The organism is Candidatus Protochlamydia amoebophila UWE25, assembly GCF_000011565.2.
GTDB lineage: Bacteria > Chlamydiota > Chlamydiia > Chlamydiales > Parachlamydiaceae > Protochlamydia > Protochlamydia amoebophila.
Map to the genome: position 1 here is coordinate 327,615 of NC_005861.2, position 19,315 is coordinate 346,929.

Consider the following 19,315-nt stretch of genomic DNA (forward strand, 5'->3'; position numbering starts at 1 on the left):
TCATTCAATTCTACATTTTATCAACTGTTGTCAATCCAAGAATGGTTAATCCTTGTTTGAGAACTTTGGCAGTAGCTTCGCATAAAAGTAGGCGTGTGTTTTGCTGAGGGGTCCCTTCCACGCGACAATCTCTAAAAAAAGCATTGAATTTCTCTGCGAGTGTATAAAGATAATCTGTTAAACGATTAGGAAGTAAATCATTAGCCATTAAATTTAGTGTTTCATGAAAACGTAGTATATGGAGCCCTAATTCAATTTCCGTCGAGTGTTCTAAGTTTATATGCGTGTTTTCTAAAACAGCAGGAAGATTTGCTTTGAGTCGACGTTTGATCCCAGCAATCCGCACATAAGCATACATTAAGAAAGCTGCCGTATTTCCTTCAAAACGAAGCATTCTATCGTAACTAAATGTATAATCTCCAACGCGATTACAAGACAAATCCGCGTATTTAATAGCTCCGATTCCAAGTGATTTGGCTAGATGACGTCTCTCCGATTCTTCCATTTCTGGATTTTTTTCACTTAAAATTTTATCCGCGCAATTAATAGCTGTCCTAAGAAGATCGATTAATTTTTCAGTTTCTCCAGAGCGAGTTCTAAATTTCTTGCCATCTGTTCCTAAAACCAATCCAAAGGGGACATGGTCAACTCGAATTTGTGTTGTGTCAAGATACTTCGCCTTTTCGGCGGCTTTAAAAATCATTTGAAAATGGGTAGCTTGCCCAGCGTCAGTGATGTAAATTAAGCGATCTCCTTTTTCATGATAAATGCGGTGATAAATGGCCGCCATGTCCGTTGTGTCATAATTATAGCCCCCATCAGATTTTTGAATCATCAAAGGAAGATTTTCGCCTTCACGATTTTGAAACCCTTCTAAGAAAATACATTTTGCCCCATCAGAAATTTTAACTAATCCCTTTTTTTCTAAATCAGAGACGATGTTTGGTAAAAAAGGATTGTAAAACGATTCACCTCGATCTATGATTTTGACATCTAAAAGTTGATAGATTTCTTGGTAGGCTTTTTGGGAGATTTCGCAAATCATTTGCCAAGCTTCCCGAGCTTTTTGTTCACCTTGTTGCAATGCTACTACTTCAAGTTGTGCACGACGTTTAAATTCGGGTTCTTCATCAAATTTTTTTTTGGAAGAGCGATACCAGCTCACTAAATGAGTCAAGTCTGTCTTTTGTTCTCCGGACAAAACATTAGGAGCTTCTTCTTTCATATAGGCAATTAGCATTCCAAATGCTGTTCCCCAATCTCCTAAGTGATTGAGGCGAATAACATGATGACCCAGAAATTCAAATAGACGTGCGAGGCTATCTCCAATAACTGTTGAGCGAAGATGTCCCACATGCATTTCTTTGGCAACATTGGGAGAAGAAAAATCAATAATAATTTTTTCTGGTTTTTCGGGAAAAGGAATTCCAAAATGAGCATCTCGTAATAAAATATCGAGATTCTTAGAAAGAAAATCTGTCGAAAAAGTCATGTTAATAAAACCAGGCCCCGCAATTTCGATTTTTGATAGGGGGGGCAAAGAGTCGGTTAATTGATTGACAATAGCTTCTGCAACTTGTCTAGGATTTTTTTTAAGAAGCTTAGCGAGCTTCATCGCGGAATTAAATTGATAATGGCCAAATTTTTCTTGAGTACTTGGAGTGATTTCAGGTTGAAAATTGGGATCCAAAACAGAAAGATCTGGAAACGCATTAGCTGTGGCTTGTTGAAAAAGATTTGCTAAAACTGATAAAAGAGTATTCATAATTGTTAAGATAATTTTAAGTTAATTCGGAAATGAAGTTAGAAATTTGATGATCATGCCTGTTGTAGAATTATTTCTCAAGTCACTTACACATATCCAAAAACGTTCGAGAATCCAATGATTAAGATCCTTTCAAAATCTGATTTTTACTAAATTTTTATCAATTGATATAAAATAATTAAACTGTTTAAACTAATTATTGAATATTAAAAAGGATTTAAAAATGAAAAAGATTCTTTTAGTAATTAGCTTTTTAGCTGTCTCTTTAATTAAAGCAGAAAATTTATCCATAACCACTGAAGAGAAAGAACTAACTTTATCTTTACAAGAAATTGATCATTTACAAGCTTGGTGGCCTTGGTCAAGTACACCTAAAGTCGTCAATCCTAAACCTTTATCTCCTTTTAACGTATTAGAACTAGAAAATAATTTAAGAGAAAAAGTGATTGGGCAGTCGCAAGCTGTTAAAAATACGGCTAATGCATTATTGTGTTATTATGCAGGAATTAATGATCCAAATAAACCTATTGCTTCGTTTTTGTATGTAGGTCCGACGGGAGTGGGTAAAACAGAGCTTGCTAAAGAGCTTGCACGACAGCTTTTTCAGGATGAAACTAAATTACTTCGTTTTGATATGTCAGAATACGAATCTCAGGTAGGAATTAATCGATTAATAGGGGTTCCTAATGGTTATAAAGATTCTGAACACGGAGGGCTTCTTTCTAATGCAATCTTAGCGAACCCTCATGCTGTTGTTTTACTAGATGAAATTGAAAAAGCTGATCCAAAAGTAAGAGCTCTATTTCTACATATATTTGACGAAGGTTATTTTACGAGTGGTGTCGGCGAATTGGTTGATTGTCGCAATTGTGTGTTTATTGCTACAACAAACCTTGCCAGCCAAGCCATCTTAAATATTCATCCTTTTTCTTATGAGAAAGCCCTTGATACAATTGAGATTTATCTCATTAATGCTTTGACTCCAGAATTTTACAATCGAATTGAACCAGTCATTTTTCAAGGGTTAGATCGGGAAATGATGAAAGAAATAGCCCAAATTAAGTTAAATCAATTAGCGCAAAATATTTTAAAACAAAAAAAAGTTAAAGTTTATTTTGATGAATTCGTTGTAGACTATATTCAAACAAAGGGATATCATCCTGCGCTGGGCGCAAGACCTATGCAAAGATTGATTAAAAATGAATTAACACCATTAATAGCAAAAACAATTTTGCATGCTCAGTATTTACCTGGTGATGTGATGCATATCTCTTATTTAGAGTCAGAATTGATTATCAGTCGGCTCGCAGAATCAGAAGCTAACGAAATTTTGAGTACTAATCCTTAAAAATGAAAGAAACCAGCATTAAATTATCAATTTGGTGCAGACAGTTAAAATAGTGTTTTAAGCTAATTCTAAGTGGTAACATACAAGTAAGATTAAAGTTTGCAGATGTTATCAACCCCTTGAGTTTTAATTATTCAAAGTTTAAATTTTCCGAATTTTTTGCATCAAATTCTCCTTGTGAGATAGATGAAAATTGTCTTGTATGATAATATTTTACAAGCTAATCTAATTAGCAGTAATCACAAGTTTATACAATGAACGCAAAAAATCTTTTTTTTAATTCATTCATACTGGTCTAAAATTAGGCTTAAAACCGATTTTTTAAAACCAATAAAGAAAAGAATAGTTCGCTCAAAAGTATAATTTTAATCTTAAATTTCCGGTAGAGGTTTTCATGACAAAAGTTGTTATAACTGATGAACAAAAAAAAATGTTAGAACAATTTCTCGATGAAAATCGCCCAGCTGAATTAATCAATACCTATCTGCATTTTATTGAGAGCAAATTCCAACTACAACCCGTACTTTTTCCTAAAGATAAAATTATCTATCAAAGTGCGGAAGATTGTATCAAAAACCTAGAAAGGGAAGGAAAACTTTGGCATGAAACAGAAATTAAAATTGGTTTTGGTCATGCAAGTGTTAATGAGGAAACTAAAAAAGTTTACATTTGCCCATTCACGGGAAAAGTATTTGGAGATAACACGCATCCAAACCCTCAAGATGCTATTTACGATTGGGTATCTAAATGTCCAGAAAATACTGAAAGGATTGGCGGTTTGAGAGTCAAACGTTTCTTTGTTTCAGAAGATCCAGAGGTCATCAAAAGTTATATCGATAAAACTAAATCACGCAGAGATGCCATTAAGAAAGTTGTTTACTCTTCGGTTTTAAGTGGGAAACTCTTCAATAGTAAAGAAGCTGTGATCGAAGACTTTAAACGAAATTATTTGAAAAAATTGTCTTTAGTCGAAGTACAAATTCAAAATAAATTTAAAATTGAGGATCACTTTTTGGCCTTTATTCAAAAACATTTAGTAGAAGATAAAATCGCATCATTTGTGGAAGCATTAGCGGAGTTTGATGAATTTCTGCCATACGTTGAGCGTTGGGTAGAAGCAGAAGATTAATGCAATGAATTGTTTGCTTAATTTGATTTGTGATGCTCTATGTCTACATTAATACACTATTATTCAAATTCTGCTGAAGAAACACAAGAAGTTGGATTTAATTTTGGTTTAACATTGCCCGCCAACTCTGTCATCTGTTTTTTTGGTGATCTAGCTGCTGGCAAAACAACTTTTATTAAAGGTTTGGTTGCAGGAGCATCTCAACTTGATCCAAATATTGTGCAAAGTCCAACTTTTTCTTATCTTCACATTTATGAGGGAAAGCAAATTGTTTACCACTTTGATTTATATCGCTTGAAAGATGTAGATGAGTTTCTGAGCATGGGATTTGATGAATATTTTGAATCTGGCGGAATTTGTTGTGTGGAATGGTCTGAACGAATTCATTCGATACTCCCTCCTAATTGCTTATTTGTGATATTAACTCATCAAACAGAGAACCGCAGAGAAATTAAGATTATTGAGAAGGATACAAAATGAAAAAGGCGGTTCAGGCTAAGTTTATTAAAACTGCTATTTTGAATAAAGATTATCCTATAATCCGTTCTCCGTCTGGTGATATTCTTCCCGAAGTCGCAGTTGTAGGAAGATCAAATGTAGGAAAATCTAGCCTACTCAATCATTTATTTGAAGCTAAGCATCTAGTGAAAACTTCTGCCACACCTGGTAAAACGCAAGCTTTAAATTTTTTTAGCTTAAATGATCAGATTGCTTTCGCTGATTTGCCCGGTTATGGCTATGCTAAAGTGCCTCCTTCTGTTAGAAAAGAATGGGGACCCATGGTTCGCTCCTATTTGGAAAGTCGGGAAAGTTTAAAACTTATTTTATTTTTGTTGGATATTAGACGCATTCCTAATGAAGAAGACATTCAATTTTTAGAGTGGGTTCTTTATCACGAGAAAGCTCTTATATTAGTTTTAACGAAAATTGATAAAGTTAATCAGAAAGAATTAAGGCTCAATACGACAAAAATCTTAGATACGCTAAGTTTAATGAATTTACACCACCTTTATTATTCAGTCCCTAAAAATCGGGGTAGAAAAGAGCTCATGATAATGATTCAAGATGCTTTGAATGATGAAGATAAACAAGAATAGAGACTATGCCCGATATAGAAAAAAATAAATTTATTTGCATTGATTGTGAAACAACTGGTTTAGATCCTCAACAAGATCGTATTATTGAAGTAGCTGTCATGTGTTTTGACGGGAACCAAGTTTATGCACAAATGGAAAGCCTTATTAATCCTGAATGTCCGATACCTGAAACGTCTATAGCTATTCATCATATTACTCAAGATATGGTAAAAGATAAACCGACAATTAATCATGTTCTACCGCAAATTTTAGAATTGATTAGCGATCATATTATTATTGGTCATGGTGTAGGATTTGATATTGAAATTCTGGCAGTTGCAGCGGAAAGGCATGGCATCCCTTGCAAAATCAGAAAAAATCGATTTTTAGATACTTTAAGAATGGCCCGACTTTATGGAGAAAGCCCTGTTAATTCTCTTGAATATTTACGCAAGCACTTTAATATTCCGCTTGAAGGAGCTCATCGTGCCATGAGTGACGTAATTGTCAATAAAGAAGTATTTAAACATTTATCGAAGCGTTATCGAACTACAGAACAACTTTTTGAAGTTTTATCAAAGCCAATTTTGATGAACACAATGCCTCTTGGTAAACATAAAGGACGGCTTCTTAAAGAAATTCCCTTGCAATATTTACAATGGGTTTGCAATAAAGATTTTGATCAAGATTTGCTTTTTTCTGTACGAACCGAGTTAAAAAGACGTAAACATGGAAATCAGTTTAATCAATCCAGTAATCCTTTCTTAAAACTTTAATGCATAGGGGTAGACATGGGACAATTTAATCAAACTGAAAAAGGATCATTTGAAATTAAAGTTGCCTTGGCAGAGATGTTGAAAGGAGGAGTGATCATGGATGTCACGAACTCAGAGCAAGCTAAAATTGCAGAGGATGCTGGGGCGGTTGCCGTTATGGCTTTAGAAAGAATTCCGTCTGATATTCGTGTTCAGGGCGGAATCGCCCGCATGTCAAATCCTGAACTTATCCAGAAAATTCAAGAAACAGTTTCGATACCTGTTATGGCTAAATGTCGAATTGGACATTTTGTAGAAGCACAAATTTTAGAGTCATTACAAGTTGATTTTATTGATGAAAGCGAAGTTTTAACGCCTGCTGATGAAGAAAACCATATCGATAAACATATTTTTAAAGTTCCCTTTGTTTGTGGTTGTCGAGATTTAGGGGAAGCTTTAAGAAGAATTGGTGAAGGGGCTGCAATGATTCGAACGAAAGGGGAAGCCGGCACAGGAAATGTTGTCGAAGCTGTTCGACATATGCGGGCCATTAATCGAGAAATCAGGCATTTAATGCTGATGGATTCTTCGGAACTCATGGCAGAAGCTAAACGATTAGGTGCCCCCTTTCATTTAGTCCAAATGGTTGCAAAATCTGGTGTGCTCCCTGTGCCTAATTTCGCTGCAGGTGGAATTGCCACTCCAGCAGATGCTGCTTTGATGATGCAATTAGGGGCACAATCTGTTTTTGTAGGATCGGGAATTTTTAAATCAGAAGATCCTGCAAAAAGAGCTCGTGCAATAGTCGGGGCCACCACATTTTTTCAAAATCCTGAAAAATTAGCTCAATTTTCGATGGATCTTCTTGATGCGATGAAAGGGATTGATATTAGACAACTTAAACGAGAAGATTTGATGGCTCAAAGAGGTTGGTAGAGCATGCTGATAGGTATATTAGCATTACAGGGAGATTTCTTTAAACATCAAGAAATGCTTCATTCTCTTGGTATAGAAACGATCCAAGTTAAAACTCGAAATGAGTTAGATTTTTGTGATGCTCTTATTATTCCTGGTGGGGAATCTACTGTGATGATGCGACAACTTGAAACAACAAATCTTAAAGAGCTATTAGTTCATTTTGCGATCCATAAACCTGTTTTTGGAACTTGTGCTGGCCTTATTTTAATGTCTTCTCACGTTCAAAATTCTGCAATGATGCCGCTTGGACTGTTACATATTGCTGTCGAACGAAATGCGTTTGGGCGGCAAGTCGATTCTTTTCAAGTGGATGTGTCTGTTTATTTAAAACCAGGAGACGAAATATGTTTTCCTGCTTTTTTTATTCGAGCTCCACGTATTCGAACAAGTGAAACTCCCGTGCAAATTCTTGCTTCTTATGAAGGGGAGCCTATTTTGGTTCGGCAAGGGCATCATTTAGGAGCATCGTTTCATCCGGAGTTAACAGTCAACCCTTCTATTCATCTTTATTTTCTTGAAATGGTCAAAGAAAACTTAGAAAATCATAAGAAATAGAACTTTCTTCATTAGTCTTTTGTCTGTTAATAAGAAACTTGACAGAACTTTTCGTTTAAGTTATTAACTCATTTCATAAATGAATTAAGGAGGGTGAGGGTGAAGGATAAATTATCGATTCGCGATTTAAATTTGAAAGACAAGAAAGCCTTAATTCGTGTCGATTTTAACGTCCCTTTAGAAAAAGGTTTGATTACAGATGATAGTCGTATTCAAGCCTCTCTTCCCACAATTCAATATGTTTTAGATCAAGAAGGAGCCGTTATTTTGATGAGCCATCTCGGTCGTCCTAAAGGTTTGTTTGATTCTAAATTTTCGTTGGCTCCTTGTGCTAAACGTTTATCAGAATTATTAAATAAGCCTGTAAAAATGGCTGCAGATTGTTGTGGATTAGACGTTGAACAGATGGTTCGTCAGCTAAAATCAGGAGAAGTTTTATTGCTTGAAAATTTACGTTTTCACAAAGGCGAAGAAAGGCCTGATGATGAACCTAATTTTACAAGTGCTTTGTCAGAGTTGGGAGATGTTTATATCAATGATGCTTTTGGAACTGCTCATCGTGCTCATGCTTCGACAACAAAAATTGCAAAATTTTTTCCCAATCGTGCAGCAGCGGGTTTGTTACTTGAAAAGGAAATTTCTTATCTAGGTTGTGCTTTAACGAATCCTAAACGTCCTTTTTGTGCAGTGTTAGGAGGTGCAAAAATTTCCACAAAGTTTAAAGTCATCGAAGCTTTACAGTCTAAAGCAGATGTTTTATTAATAGGGGGAGCGATGGCTTTCACTTTTTTCAAATCTGAAGGAATACCTATTGGGGATTCGCTTTACGAAAGCGAATTCGTTGCTGTCGCTCGTGAATTGTTAGGTGTTGAGACACAGTCTCGCTGCCGCCTTTTACTACCCATAGACTTGGTCATTGCTAAAAAAATGGATGAATCCTTCACTGAAACGAGAATTATTTCAGTTAAAGAAGGAATTCCTGATGGGTATCAAGGGGTAGATATTGGGCCAGACACTATTAAACTTTATCAAGAAGAATTGAACAGAGCAGCTACGATTTTTTGGAACGGCCCTTTAGGAGTATTTGAAGTTCCTGCTTTTTCTAAAGGGACTCAAACTATTGCTCAAACTCTTGCTGTTGTCAACGCGATTACTATTGTTGGGGGAGGGGATTCCTTAGCTGCTATAGAACAAGCTGGGGTTTCTAAACAAATAAACCATCTTTCAACTGGAGGGGGTGCCTCTTTAGAATATATAGAATTTGGGCAATTACCTGGGATTGAAGCTCTATCAGATAAATAAATCTTAGAGTTCGAATTTATTTGAACTACAGCTAGTCAAAAAAATATAACACTGCTAAGAAGTTTAATTTTTAACTCTCGGTGTGATATAGCTATCCTTTCTATTACGACCAGTTGTCCAGTTCTTCCAAACTCCTTATTTTTTATTATCCTGTACAAATCTCTTAATGATCATTAAAATCATTTTCCCTTTCTTTATTTTCGATTTTTTTTATTTTTAATGCAAAAATTAAATATAGTTTAATAAATAATTTGTTTTTATTATTATTAAATAATATAATTTATATCAAGTTAATTTATTGATAAATAACGGTTTTATGCAAATCAGAAATGGCTTGATAAAATAGGCTTAAAACTGTATAAAGTTAGATCTAAGGTTTTTCATTTAGCTAAAAATGAGGTAAAGAGAAAATTTAGAATCTAACCTGTAAATAAACTGAAAGGTTAGAAGCTTGCGAGTATCCTTATTTGTGAAACTTAAGGATAAAAAGTTGCCGATCTTAATCATAAGAAAAGGTTAGCATGTCACAGACACCAACAGGGTCCCGTGAATTTAGTCCATGGCGGAGCAATCTTTGGCCCGTTCATCGCTATGAGCTTAAAAAACTCATCCCAATGTTGTTAATATTCTTTTTTATTTCTTTTGATTACAACATATTACGTACTTTAAAAGACTCACTACTTATAACTGCAAAATCTTCAGGTGCTGAGGTCATTCCTTTTGTAAAGGTTTGGGCTATGTTCCCTGGAGCTATTTTAATGACCCTTTTGTTCACTTGGTTGTCTAATCGCCTGTCAAGAGAAATCGTTTTTTACCTTATCACTTCTCTTTTTTTATCTTATTTTTTTATTTTCACTTTTATTCTCTATCCTATTCGAGATATTATCCATCCTCACGCAACTGCTGACTATCTTGAAACAATTTTACCGATTGGATTTAAAGGGCTAGTTGCGATGTTTCGTTACTGGACTTTTACTATTTTCTATGTGATGTCAGAACTTTGGGGAAGTACTGTTTTATTTGTCTTATTTTGGGGTTTTGCTAATCAAGTGACTAAAATTAGTGAGGCAAAAAGATTTTACGGTCTGTTTGGGGTAGGTGCTAATCTTTCGGGTATTTTCGCAGGACAAGCTTCTGTGTACTGTTGTCAATTTAATAAGCAGAACGATTTGGGAATCCTTGGTAGTGATCCATGGTATCAATCATTAGTGATGATGGTTTCTTTAATTTTATTATCGGGTGCTTTAGTTTTAGCTTTATTTCGTTGGATGAATGTAGAAGTCTTAACCGATAAACGTTTTTATGATCCTTCTTCGGTTAAAACAGAAGGAGAAGCTAAAGGTAAGCTTTCTCTAAAGCAAAGCTTTTCCTATCTTCTTCGCTCTAATTACTTACTTTGTATTGCTCTTATTGTTATTTCTTATAACCTAGTTATTAACCTCACAGAAGTTTTATGGAAACATCAAGTCCGAGAGCTATATCCTGATCCTAATGATTATACTTTATATATGAATCATATCGTATCCATTATTGGGGTAGTAGCGACCTTAAGTTCCCTTTTCGTATCAGGAAATGCGATTCGCAAATTTGGGTGGACCACTACTGCTTTAATTACACCTATCATTTTAGCTGTAACAAGTTTGGGCTTTTTCTCCTTTTTCTTCCTTAAAAAGGCATCTCCCGAAATTTTCTTATCTTTTTCCGGAGTAACTCCTTTGGTTTTAGTGGTTTTCTTTGGAACTGCTCAAAACATATTGAGTCGAGGAGCTAAATACTCTGTATTTGATGCCACTAAAGAAATGAGTTTTGTTCCTTTAAATCCTGAATCCAAACTCGTTGGAAAAGCGGCGATTGATGGAGTTTGTTCTCGCCTCGGAAAATCGGGTGGATCTGTGGTTCATCAGAGCCTTCTACTTTTGTTTTCTACAATTAATGCAAGTGCCCCTTATGTAGCTATCGTCTTGTTCGCCGTAATTCTAGTCTGGGCAATGGCAATTCGCGTTTTAGGTAAACAATTTAATGAATTGACAAGTCAGGTAGAAAACAATGAAACTTCTGGGACATTGATGACTCCTATTCGAGCTGTTAATATTCTTTCAGACACAATTTTGAAAGAACAGAAAGCTGTATAATTTTAAAATCAAAGCACATTAGTAGTATTTATTATTAATGTGCTTTTTATTTTTTTATTAATTAAATAAATAGTTGAGAATTAATAAAAAATATAATATACTATTTTATAACAAAAGGTTTAAAATGTCTCAACAAGAATCAGAGTTTGGTAAATTGAGGGCATTTTTTTGGCCTATTCACGGCCATGAAGTCAAAAAAGTGCTGCCGATGATGTTGATGCTATTTTTGATTTGTTTCAACTATAGTATTTTACGCAATGTTAAAGATGCTATTGTTGTGACTGCTAAGGCTTCAGGGGCTGAAGTTATTCCATTTATTAAAGTATGGGTGCTGTTACCCACGGCAGTCTTATTTACTTTAATTTTTACTAAGTTGTCTAACCGTTTTAGCCAAGAAAAAGTTTTTTATATTGTCATTTCTACATTTTTGCTATTTTTTGGTTCGTTTACTTATATTTTTTATCCTTTACGTGACGTACTACATCCTCATCAACTATGCGATTACTTAGAAACGATTTTACCAGCGGGATTTAAAGGATTAATTGCCATGTTCCGTAATTGGTCATTTACTTTGTTTTATGTAATTTGTGAACTTTGGGGCAGTATTGTTTTAACTGTCCTTTTTTGGGGATTTGCGAATGAAATCACAAAAATGACTGAAGCTCGTCGTTTTTATAGTATGCTTGGTGTCATTGCAAGTTTTGCCGCGACGATAGCAGGAATCATAGCCAATCTTCTTTCTAATGATCAAAGTTGGGAACAGACTTTAAATATTCTCATGGTTGCTGTAATTGTAAGTGGAACGATAGCCATGGTTATTTTTCGTTGGATGAATAAAAATGTACTCAATGGCCCAGAATTCCAAGAATTCCATGAAGCAAAACGCATTCAAAAAATGAAAAAAAGATTATCGATCCGAGAAAGTTTTACCTATCTCGCTAATTCTAAATATCTTATTTGTATTGCAGTTTTAGTTATTTCTTATAATCTTGTCATTAACTTAGTTGAAATTGTATGGAAAGACCAGCTTCGCCAACTTTATTCGTCAGCCCTTGATTATAATCGCTATATGAATAACATGACATCAGCAGTCGGAATTATTGCCACAATCACATCCTTATTTATGTCTACAATGATTACTCGGTTTGGATGGACACGGACAGCTCTAGTAACACCGACTATTATGCTTGTCACAAGTGTGGGATTTTTTGCTTTTATGCTATTTCGAAATGATTTGGCTGATCCTGTTTATATATTAACAGGAACGACACCTTTAACTATAGCCGTCTTTTTTGGTGCAGCTCAAGTCTGCATGAGTAAAGCCTGTAAGTATTCTGTTTTTGATTCTACAAAAGAAATGGCTTTTATCCCTCTGGATTATGAAAGTAAATTGAAAGGAAAAGCTGCGATTGATGGTGTGGGTTCTCGTCTTGGTAAATCGGGCGGTTCCTTAATTCATCAAAGTTTATTGATGATTTTTGCAACTGTTAGCTCCAGCGCTCCTTATGTAGCTGTGATCTTAATTGGCGTTATCATTGTTTGGATGCTCTGCGTACGTTCATTAGGTAAGCAATTTGCTGCTATTATTGGGGAAAAGGCTCGAGAAGATATTGGTGAATCTACTCCAAGAACGAGTGAAGAGCAAGTTTTACATCCCTTAAAAGCTGCATCTTAATAATATCATGTTTTGGTGCAGCAAATTTTACTAAAAAACAAGCGTTAAGGGTGGATATATATATATCCCTATATATATGAGTTTATTTTCAAATATCATTTAATTGGAGGTTTGTTGTAAGTAAATCTTCGATTATACATAAATGAAAATTGCTATTCTGCTCTTTTTGATTTTTGCAATTCGAAAAAGCTAATTTATTTAATACTTTTATAGTGCGTAAGAGAATTTATCCATGTTAAATTGAATTGTTGGTTTAATTTAGTTTATAGGGACATAGGACGGGCGATTTTAATCTTTAATTCTTTTTTTTCAACGATGTATAGTTCACATAGAGCTACAAAACCTAGCAAAATGAAAGAATAAAATACGAAGTGAGGAATCGTATAGTGAAACGTTAAGGCTAATAAAACAAAAAATTGTAAAGCTGTTGTCACTTTACCAGACCAGATAGAGCGAAATCGAAATGCCCAATTTCCTTTAATAGCTAGATAAAGCCCAAACAATAATACAGCGAAGTCTCGCGAAATTAAGGTCAAGGCTTCCCAAGTCTCCAATCTCCCTTCATACATAAATATAAGAGCAACTGTAAAAACAAATATCTTATCCATCAAAGGGTCTAAGAAAGCTCCAATCTGGCTTGTCATTCGAAATCGACGAGCAAGATATCCATCTAAGCTATCTGTTAACATGGCTAAAATGATTACTAAACTTCTATAAAAAGGATGATCAACAATAAATGCCAGTGCGAGTGGCCCTCTTAAAAAAGACAGAACATTTGATGGTGTAAAAATTAGCATAAAATTAAAAAAATTAAGTGGTTGAGTATATATAAGACTAATTGTAACTTTTTTGGCTGTTTATAGCTACTACTACTAAAGTTCTCACTTGTTGTACGTGTTGATTAAGAAGAAGTGGATAATGATGGTTTTGATGGTTCCACATTAGGAATCAATTGCATTCCGGATGCTATCTGAATAGTTTGTGGAGAGATAGCAATAGAGGCTCCGTGACTTCGAATAAGGTCGGCAATTTTTAATAAAATATCCTGCCGAATACTGGGGAAATCTGCCTGGCCTAAATGAATATAAGCAGAAATACTAATATTTAAAGCAAAATCTCCAAAGCTTACAAAATAAACATCTACTCTTTGTTCATGATCTACCTGTGGATGCTTAAGAAGCATTAATTTGATATCAGCAACTATTTGTTTAATAGAATCGATATCACTATAGCGCAATCCAATTGTATGAAAAAAACGTTCATGACTCATTCGAGAAGGAGTAATGACAATCGTTTGTGTAAAAACTGAATTGGGAACATAAATAGGTCGTTTGTCTAGATTCCGAATACGTGTCATGTACCAACCAATTTCTTCCACATGTCCTTCAATTTTTTTTTCAGGAATATTAATGAGTTCTCCGATGCTAAAAGGTTGTGTGAGATAGACCATGACTCCGCCAAAAAAATTTGCAATGGCTTGTTGCGACGCAAAAGCAATGGCTAAACCACCAATTCCTCCAAATGCAATCACCGTTTGCATGTCGCGACCCGTAACATCCATGGCTAGAAAAACTGTTAAAAAAATAATAACAATAGTCGCTAGCTTACTAATCAAATCTAATTTAGCAGGAGTAAGATTAATGCGGTGCTGGTAGCTCATACTCAGCATGTCTTGTAAAACTTTATTATTCCATCTTAAGAGAAACCAACCGATGGCTAAAACTGCCCCTAGATTTAGAATGACATGTACATTAAAAAGATGATGTTCTAAAAATCGATTGATTGCTGCGTCAAGAGCGCAAATACAAGCAACAAACCAAGCATAATAATTAAGGGGTTTTTCTATCGCTGAAACAAAACTAGAAGACCAAATTTTATTTTGACTTAAAAAACGTTTTTTTAATTTAGTTAAACCAACTTTAATAAGAAAATTAAAAAATAGTAAAAAAAGAACAATACTTAAGATCTGTAAAAATAGTCCATAGGAGCCTTCTAAGACTTGAGAAGACACTTGAAAAAAAGAAAAAGCATGTGCAGTCATATCCATTTTATCTCTCCTATACTTGCATAAATCAATGCTGAATTAAATCTCATTCATCCAGCATTAATTAAAAGAATTTTTAATCCTTGATCATGAGCGGTTGACCGCTTTTTTCTTGCCAGGCCTTTTTGAGGCTGGCCATTTTTTTATTTGAAATTCCTCCTAAATATTCCATCGCTTTAAGCAGTCGCGCACGTGTACGATCTTTCCCTAAAAGGTTGACGGAATCAAAGAGAGGAGGACCTTGTGTTTTACTCATCAAACTAGCAAAGAGAATTGGCATGACAATTTTCTTATGATTGACTCCAAATATTTCTGCAATCTCTCTGGAAGCTTGATTAACACCTGTTCCGTTCCAATTTTCTAATTCATCCAAACGCCAAATTAAAGATTGAATCAAGTAGCAAATTTGTTCTTTAGATAGATCTTTAACGACAAATATCGCATCATTATAATGAAGATGATTGATGAATAAAAAGTTAAACAGATCCATAAAATCGCCAAAAGTTTTAATGCGAGAATGGCAAAGAGGCATTAGGCGTTGCATAAATTCATCGTTAAAGCTCCATTCTTTGATCCTATCCCAAAGTTGCTCAACAGGAATATTTTTAATGAGGTACTGTTGGTTCACCCAGTCTAACTTCTGCACATCAAAAATAGCTCCGGAGACGCCAATCCGCTTGTAATCAAATTCTCGTATAATGTCATCTAAGCTATAAATTTCTTGATCGCCAGTCATACTATAGCCCATCAATGTTAAGAAATTGATGAAAGCTTCGGATAAATAACCGCTATCTCTATAAAAAAAAATGGAAGTCGGATTTTTTCGTTTAGACAATTTTTTACCATCTTTACCTAATAAAAGAGGCATATGCAAGAACGTTGGAGGAGTCCATCCAAAGGATTCATATAGCAAGATGTGCTTTGGAGTAGAACTCATCCATTCATCGCCTCGAATCACATGAGAAATTTTCATAAGATAATCATCGACAACGTTTGCCAGGTGGTAGGTGGGAAAACCATCTGATTTGAGAAGAACTTGATCGTCTATATCAGCCCAAGGAAAGGTCATTCGTTTTTTAATCGCATCTTCATAAACACATTCACCGTTTAAAGGGACTTTTAAACGAATAACATACGAAAGCTCGGCTTGCTCTCTCTCAATTATCTCATCAGGAGTCAGGTGTCTGCAACGTCTATCATAACCTTGTCTTCCACCCTGTTTAGCGCTCAATTCTCTCATTTCATCAAGTTCAGCAGCAGTGCAAAAACATTTATAGGCTTTCCCTTTAGATAAAAGTTCTTCAGCATATTGTTTATAAATATCAAATCTTTCTGATTGTCGGTAAGGACCATAAGCACCCCCAATATCAGGGCCTTCATCCCATTGGATATTTGCCCATTTGAGGGCTGAATAAATATTTTCTTCATATTCTGGTCGGCTACGAGCCCGATCTGTATCTTCAATACGAAGAATAAATGTTCCATTGTAATGACGTGCAAAAATCATATTAAACAAAGCCATATAGGCTGTTCCAACGTGGGGATCACCTGTTGGAGAAGGCGCAATGCGCACGCGAACTGACATAAAACTAAGGCCTTTTCTTTAAAATCTGTAGTGACCCTTCTAAATAAGAAGGTTTAATAAATAGTGGGTGAATTTGTATTTAACAATTCTTTTTACAAATATAATAAGGAGAAAACGATATCTTTTAAATCTAAAAGACTAAAAAAACATGCTTTATTTATTTTTTTTGATTAGGAAAATTTATCCGCAATATTTACCTAATGAGCTTCAACCTATAAAAAATTAACATTATTGTTTAATTTAACGAGGTTGGGTTAATGCTGGTCATGGATTCAGTATTGATCTTATGTGTAAAACGTCTGAAAAATTATTTCAAATATGGAAAAACTCGACGTCCTAACAATAAGTAAGAGCCAATATCATAAGGTAAGGTTGTGACAAGTGGAATGAAAGGCTGATTTTCAAATGAAGCGCGAAAACCATTTAAAAGCGCATGCCCAATAAAAGTGATACCCGTAGTTAAATAAATAGAACTGGCTGGATTACCTTGAGAGTTTGCAATAAATCCAATAATTGTTAGACCTATTCCTGATACGGCTTCAATACTCGCCAGCCCACCTCTGACATAAGCAGAGACTGTTCCTATGCCTGGAATGTAGCCTGCAACATTCAAGGTTTTTTCAACTAATTCAAGAATGATAAAAGTATTTCCAAAAATTTTGTTAACGCGCATAAAATATCTTTTTAGTAATGAATAAAATGTTTATAAACGATTTTGTTTTTTTGCAATCTTATTAAGTTTCTATATTTAAAAAGAACTTTCCTATAATTTTGAAGAAATAAGAGGAATTCCTTTTTCTTGCATCATAATTAATAAGTCTTTCATGATTTTATAAGCTTCTTCTAATTGTAAATCATTTTGACCAAAGTCTTCCATGCTTTCTATATCACTATTTTCCTTCTTTCTTATTTCTTTAAGCATATTTTGATAATTAGGGTCATTTTCTAAGCGTTTGGAAGAATTCTTTTTTAATACTTCAAAATATGGATGATAAGTGTCTAACTTCTCTTGAAGACCAAATTTATACAACTTACGAATTTTATCTCGCTGTAAAAAGGGAACATCCGAAAGATCATCATCAAAATTTGCTTTGATGTGATCGTTTTCAAGAGGATATTTGGTGTACTTCTCTCCAATTTCTGACTCTGATAATACACCTGGTATAGGAATGTCAGATAATACACCTGATAATTGGGGGGTTTTACCAGAAACGGTATAATAACGCCCTCTTGTGACTTTATATTCCCCTTGGGGATTGACTTGTTCGTGTTCGGTTGTTGTCAAAGTGAATGTTTGATACGATCCCTTTCCATATGTATGGTCATCTCCAACAATGATTGCTCTACCGTAGTCTTGTAGTGTTTGCGCCACAATTTCTGAGGCTGAAGCACTCATGCGATTCACCAAAATAATGAGTGGGCCATCCCAAGTTGATGTTCCATCTAAGTCTCTTAAATGTTGAATTTTCCCGTTTTCATCTTTAATGGAGACTACAATCCCTTTAGTAATAAATAAACTTGTTACGGCAACAGCTTGAGATAAAAGGCCTCCTGAATTATACCTTAAATCAAGGATAAGACCAAACATGTTTTGATTCTTTTTAAGTTTGTTAATTTCTTCTTCCAAATCTGTTGCGGATGAACTATCTCGATCCTGATAGAAAGAGTATAATTTTAAATAACCGATTATCCCATTTCCATAAGGTTCGTAAGAACTTTTGAAACGACTTTCTTTTAAAATAACCTCTCCTCTTAAAATAGTCACATCCAATTTTTCTTCAGTTTTTTCACCGGCAGTACTTGTCGTTTCTCGAATGACTGTCAAAATAACGGGAGTATGTTCTTCCCCTCGAATTAAATCAACTGCGTCTGTAATATCCATTCCGACAACAGGTTCCCCATTGACTGCAACAATGCGATCTTTTAATTTAAGTTCTTTACCTAAGGCTGCGGGGCCACCCTCAATAATTTTTATTACAGTAAATCCATTAATGTCATCACGCAATTGAGCGCCAATTCCGAATAAACGCTGTTGAACATTAATCATAAATTGTGCAGCCTCACCAGGTGTAAAATAAGCTGTATGGGCGTCTAAAGCAGATGCTGTGGCTTTTAAAACGTTAGATAAGATTAAAGGTTGCTTTTCTTGTTCTTTTGGATTTAATGCCTCTTCTTCGTATTTTGCTTGTCGTTTGCCGATTCTTTGAAGAGCATTTTCCTTCATATGATCGTTTAATTTTGCTGCAGTTTCAATTTGTAAAGCTCGTATGCGTTTTAAACGTTCAATAAGCTCTTCTTCAGTCTGAACCCATGGAATATCTTTAAATTCTTCTGCTCGAACATTTTTAGGCAAGCTTTGATAGTCTATTTTATTTTCTAGTTGACGGCGTTTTAAAATAGCTTTAATTAGAGCAGTATGAATACTTTCAAAAGTAGAAAAATTACTGTTATTGTAATCATCAATAATGTTTGTGAGGAGTTCATCTGTTGGATGAGTCCATTCATAAATATCTGATTCAATGAAGTAAGTTTTATTAGGATCTAAATTTTCTAAATAGTTATTTAAAATTCGACGAGTAAGAGTGGGGGAAAGTTGTTTTTGCGAAGCATGAGCTTTCATAATTTCGTTTGCTTTAAACGTGACTTCCTTAGGACTCAAATCAGGTGATTTGGCTTCCAAAACAAAAGTTGTTAAACAAATTAAACAAATTAAAAATTTGTACATTAAAATTTCCTCAATCTTTTAAGATAAGCCGGAGATAAAGTTTTAATCATAACCAAAAACTTATTATTAGGCGAGTTTTGGATGATTATTCTTGTAGAAAATAGCCAGGATAAATTCAATAATTTGAATTTATCCTTTTAGAGAGAACTTAAATTTTTCATGCTTATTTCTTTTTTTGCTATTACTAACCTCTTTTGAGTCAGATAAATAAAAAAATAAATTGATTAATAATAAAACTTTTTGTAT

16 protein-coding genes are annotated in these 19,315 nt (G+C 34.6%); 10 read left to right on the forward strand and 6 right to left on the reverse strand.

The window, feature by feature from the left end; genetic code table 11:
* Positions 1-10: 10 nt before the first annotated feature.
* Entirely contained in the window at positions 11-1,765 is a 1,755-nt protein-coding gene (gene argS / locus PC_RS01120) for an arginine--tRNA ligase (RefSeq protein WP_011174781.1), read from the reverse strand.
* Positions 1,766-1,988: 223 nt separating this feature from the next.
* Between argS and PC_RS01125 the strand changes: the two genes are divergently transcribed.
* The 10 genes from PC_RS01125 (at position 1,989) to PC_RS01170 (ending at position 12,715) form a co-directional block, all read left to right on the forward strand.
* Entirely contained in the window at positions 1,989-3,113 is a 1,125-nt protein-coding gene (locus tag PC_RS01125) for an AAA family ATPase (RefSeq protein ID WP_011174782.1), read from the forward strand.
* Positions 3,114-3,507: 394 nt separating this feature from the next.
* Positions 3,508-4,242 (forward strand): DUF2709 domain-containing protein, encoded by a 735-nt coding sequence (locus PC_RS01130; protein WP_011174783.1) that lies wholly within the window; start codon positions 3,508-3,510, stop codon positions 4,240-4,242.
* Positions 4,243-4,281: 39 nt separating this feature from the next.
* On the forward strand, positions 4,282-4,722 hold the full coding sequence (tsaE, locus tag PC_RS01135) for a tRNA (adenosine(37)-N6)-threonylcarbamoyltransferase complex ATPase subunit type 1 TsaE (protein WP_011174784.1): 441 nt from the start codon (positions 4,282-4,284) through the stop codon (positions 4,720-4,722).
* The gene (gene yihA / locus PC_RS01140) at positions 4,719-5,339 is read left to right on the forward strand and encodes a ribosome biogenesis GTP-binding protein YihA/YsxC (RefSeq protein WP_011174785.1); all 621 of its coding nucleotides are present in this window, start codon (positions 4,719-4,721) and stop codon (positions 5,337-5,339) included. The genes tsaE and yihA overlap by 4 nt, the downstream gene beginning before the upstream one ends.
* 5 nt (positions 5,340-5,344) lie before the next feature.
* Positions 5,345-6,094 carry a putative quorum-sensing-regulated virulence factor gene (locus tag PC_RS01145; protein ID WP_011174786.1) on the forward strand — a complete coding sequence of 250 codons (750 nt, stop codon included), beginning with the start codon at positions 5,345-5,347 and terminating at the stop codon, positions 6,092-6,094.
* 15 nt (positions 6,095-6,109) lie between these two features.
* The gene (gene pdxS, locus PC_RS01150) at positions 6,110-7,009 is read left to right on the forward strand and encodes a pyridoxal 5'-phosphate synthase lyase subunit PdxS (protein ID WP_011174787.1); all 900 of its coding nucleotides are present in this window, start codon (positions 6,110-6,112) and stop codon (positions 7,007-7,009) included.
* A 3-nt stretch (positions 7,010-7,012) separates the two neighbouring features.
* On the forward strand, positions 7,013-7,606 hold the full coding sequence (gene pdxT / locus PC_RS01155; RefSeq protein WP_011174788.1) for a pyridoxal 5'-phosphate synthase glutaminase subunit PdxT: 594 nt from the start codon (positions 7,013-7,015) through the stop codon (positions 7,604-7,606).
* 93 nt (positions 7,607-7,699) lie between these two features.
* Positions 7,700-8,908, forward strand: coding sequence for a phosphoglycerate kinase (locus PC_RS01160; RefSeq protein ID WP_011174789.1), 1,209 nt, complete (start codon positions 7,700-7,702; stop codon positions 8,906-8,908).
* Positions 8,909-9,429: 521 nt separating this feature from the next.
* Positions 9,430-11,040 (forward strand): NTP/NDP exchange transporter, encoded by a 1,611-nt coding sequence (locus PC_RS01165; RefSeq protein ID WP_011174790.1) that lies wholly within the window; start codon positions 9,430-9,432, stop codon positions 11,038-11,040.
* Between the two features lie 124 nt (positions 11,041-11,164).
* Positions 11,165-12,715: an NTP/NDP exchange transporter gene (locus tag PC_RS01170; protein WP_011174791.1), complete on the forward strand. Its 1,551-nt coding sequence runs from the start codon at positions 11,165-11,167 to the stop codon at positions 12,713-12,715.
* A 263-nt stretch (positions 12,716-12,978) separates the two neighbouring features.
* On the opposite strand, the gene PC_RS01175 is transcribed toward PC_RS01170, so the two are convergent.
* From PC_RS01175 to tsp, 5 genes are all read right to left on the reverse strand, one after another.
* Complete coding sequence (locus PC_RS01175) at positions 12,979-13,512, reverse strand: CDP-alcohol phosphatidyltransferase family protein (protein WP_042280882.1); 534 nt, start codon at positions 13,510-13,512, stop codon at positions 12,979-12,981.
* A gap of 104 nt (positions 13,513-13,616) precedes the next feature.
* The gene (locus PC_RS01180; protein ID WP_011174793.1) at positions 13,617-14,762 is read right to left on the reverse strand and encodes a mechanosensitive ion channel family protein; all 1,146 of its coding nucleotides are present in this window, start codon (positions 14,760-14,762) and stop codon (positions 13,617-13,619) included.
* Positions 14,763-14,835: 73 nt separating this feature from the next.
* On the reverse strand, positions 14,836-16,344 hold the full coding sequence (gene gltX, locus PC_RS01185; RefSeq protein ID WP_011174794.1) for a glutamate--tRNA ligase: 1,509 nt from the start codon (positions 16,342-16,344) through the stop codon (positions 14,836-14,838).
* A gap of 307 nt (positions 16,345-16,651) precedes the next feature.
* Positions 16,652-17,017, reverse strand: coding sequence for a hypothetical protein (locus PC_RS01190; protein WP_011174795.1), 366 nt, complete (start codon positions 17,015-17,017; stop codon positions 16,652-16,654).
* Positions 17,018-17,107: 90 nt separating this feature from the next.
* Positions 17,108-19,069 carry a tail-specific protease Tsp gene (gene tsp, locus PC_RS01195; protein ID WP_011174796.1) on the reverse strand — a complete coding sequence of 654 codons (1,962 nt, stop codon included), beginning with the start codon at positions 19,067-19,069 and terminating at the stop codon, positions 17,108-17,110.
* Between the last annotated feature and the right edge of the window lie 246 nt (positions 19,070-19,315).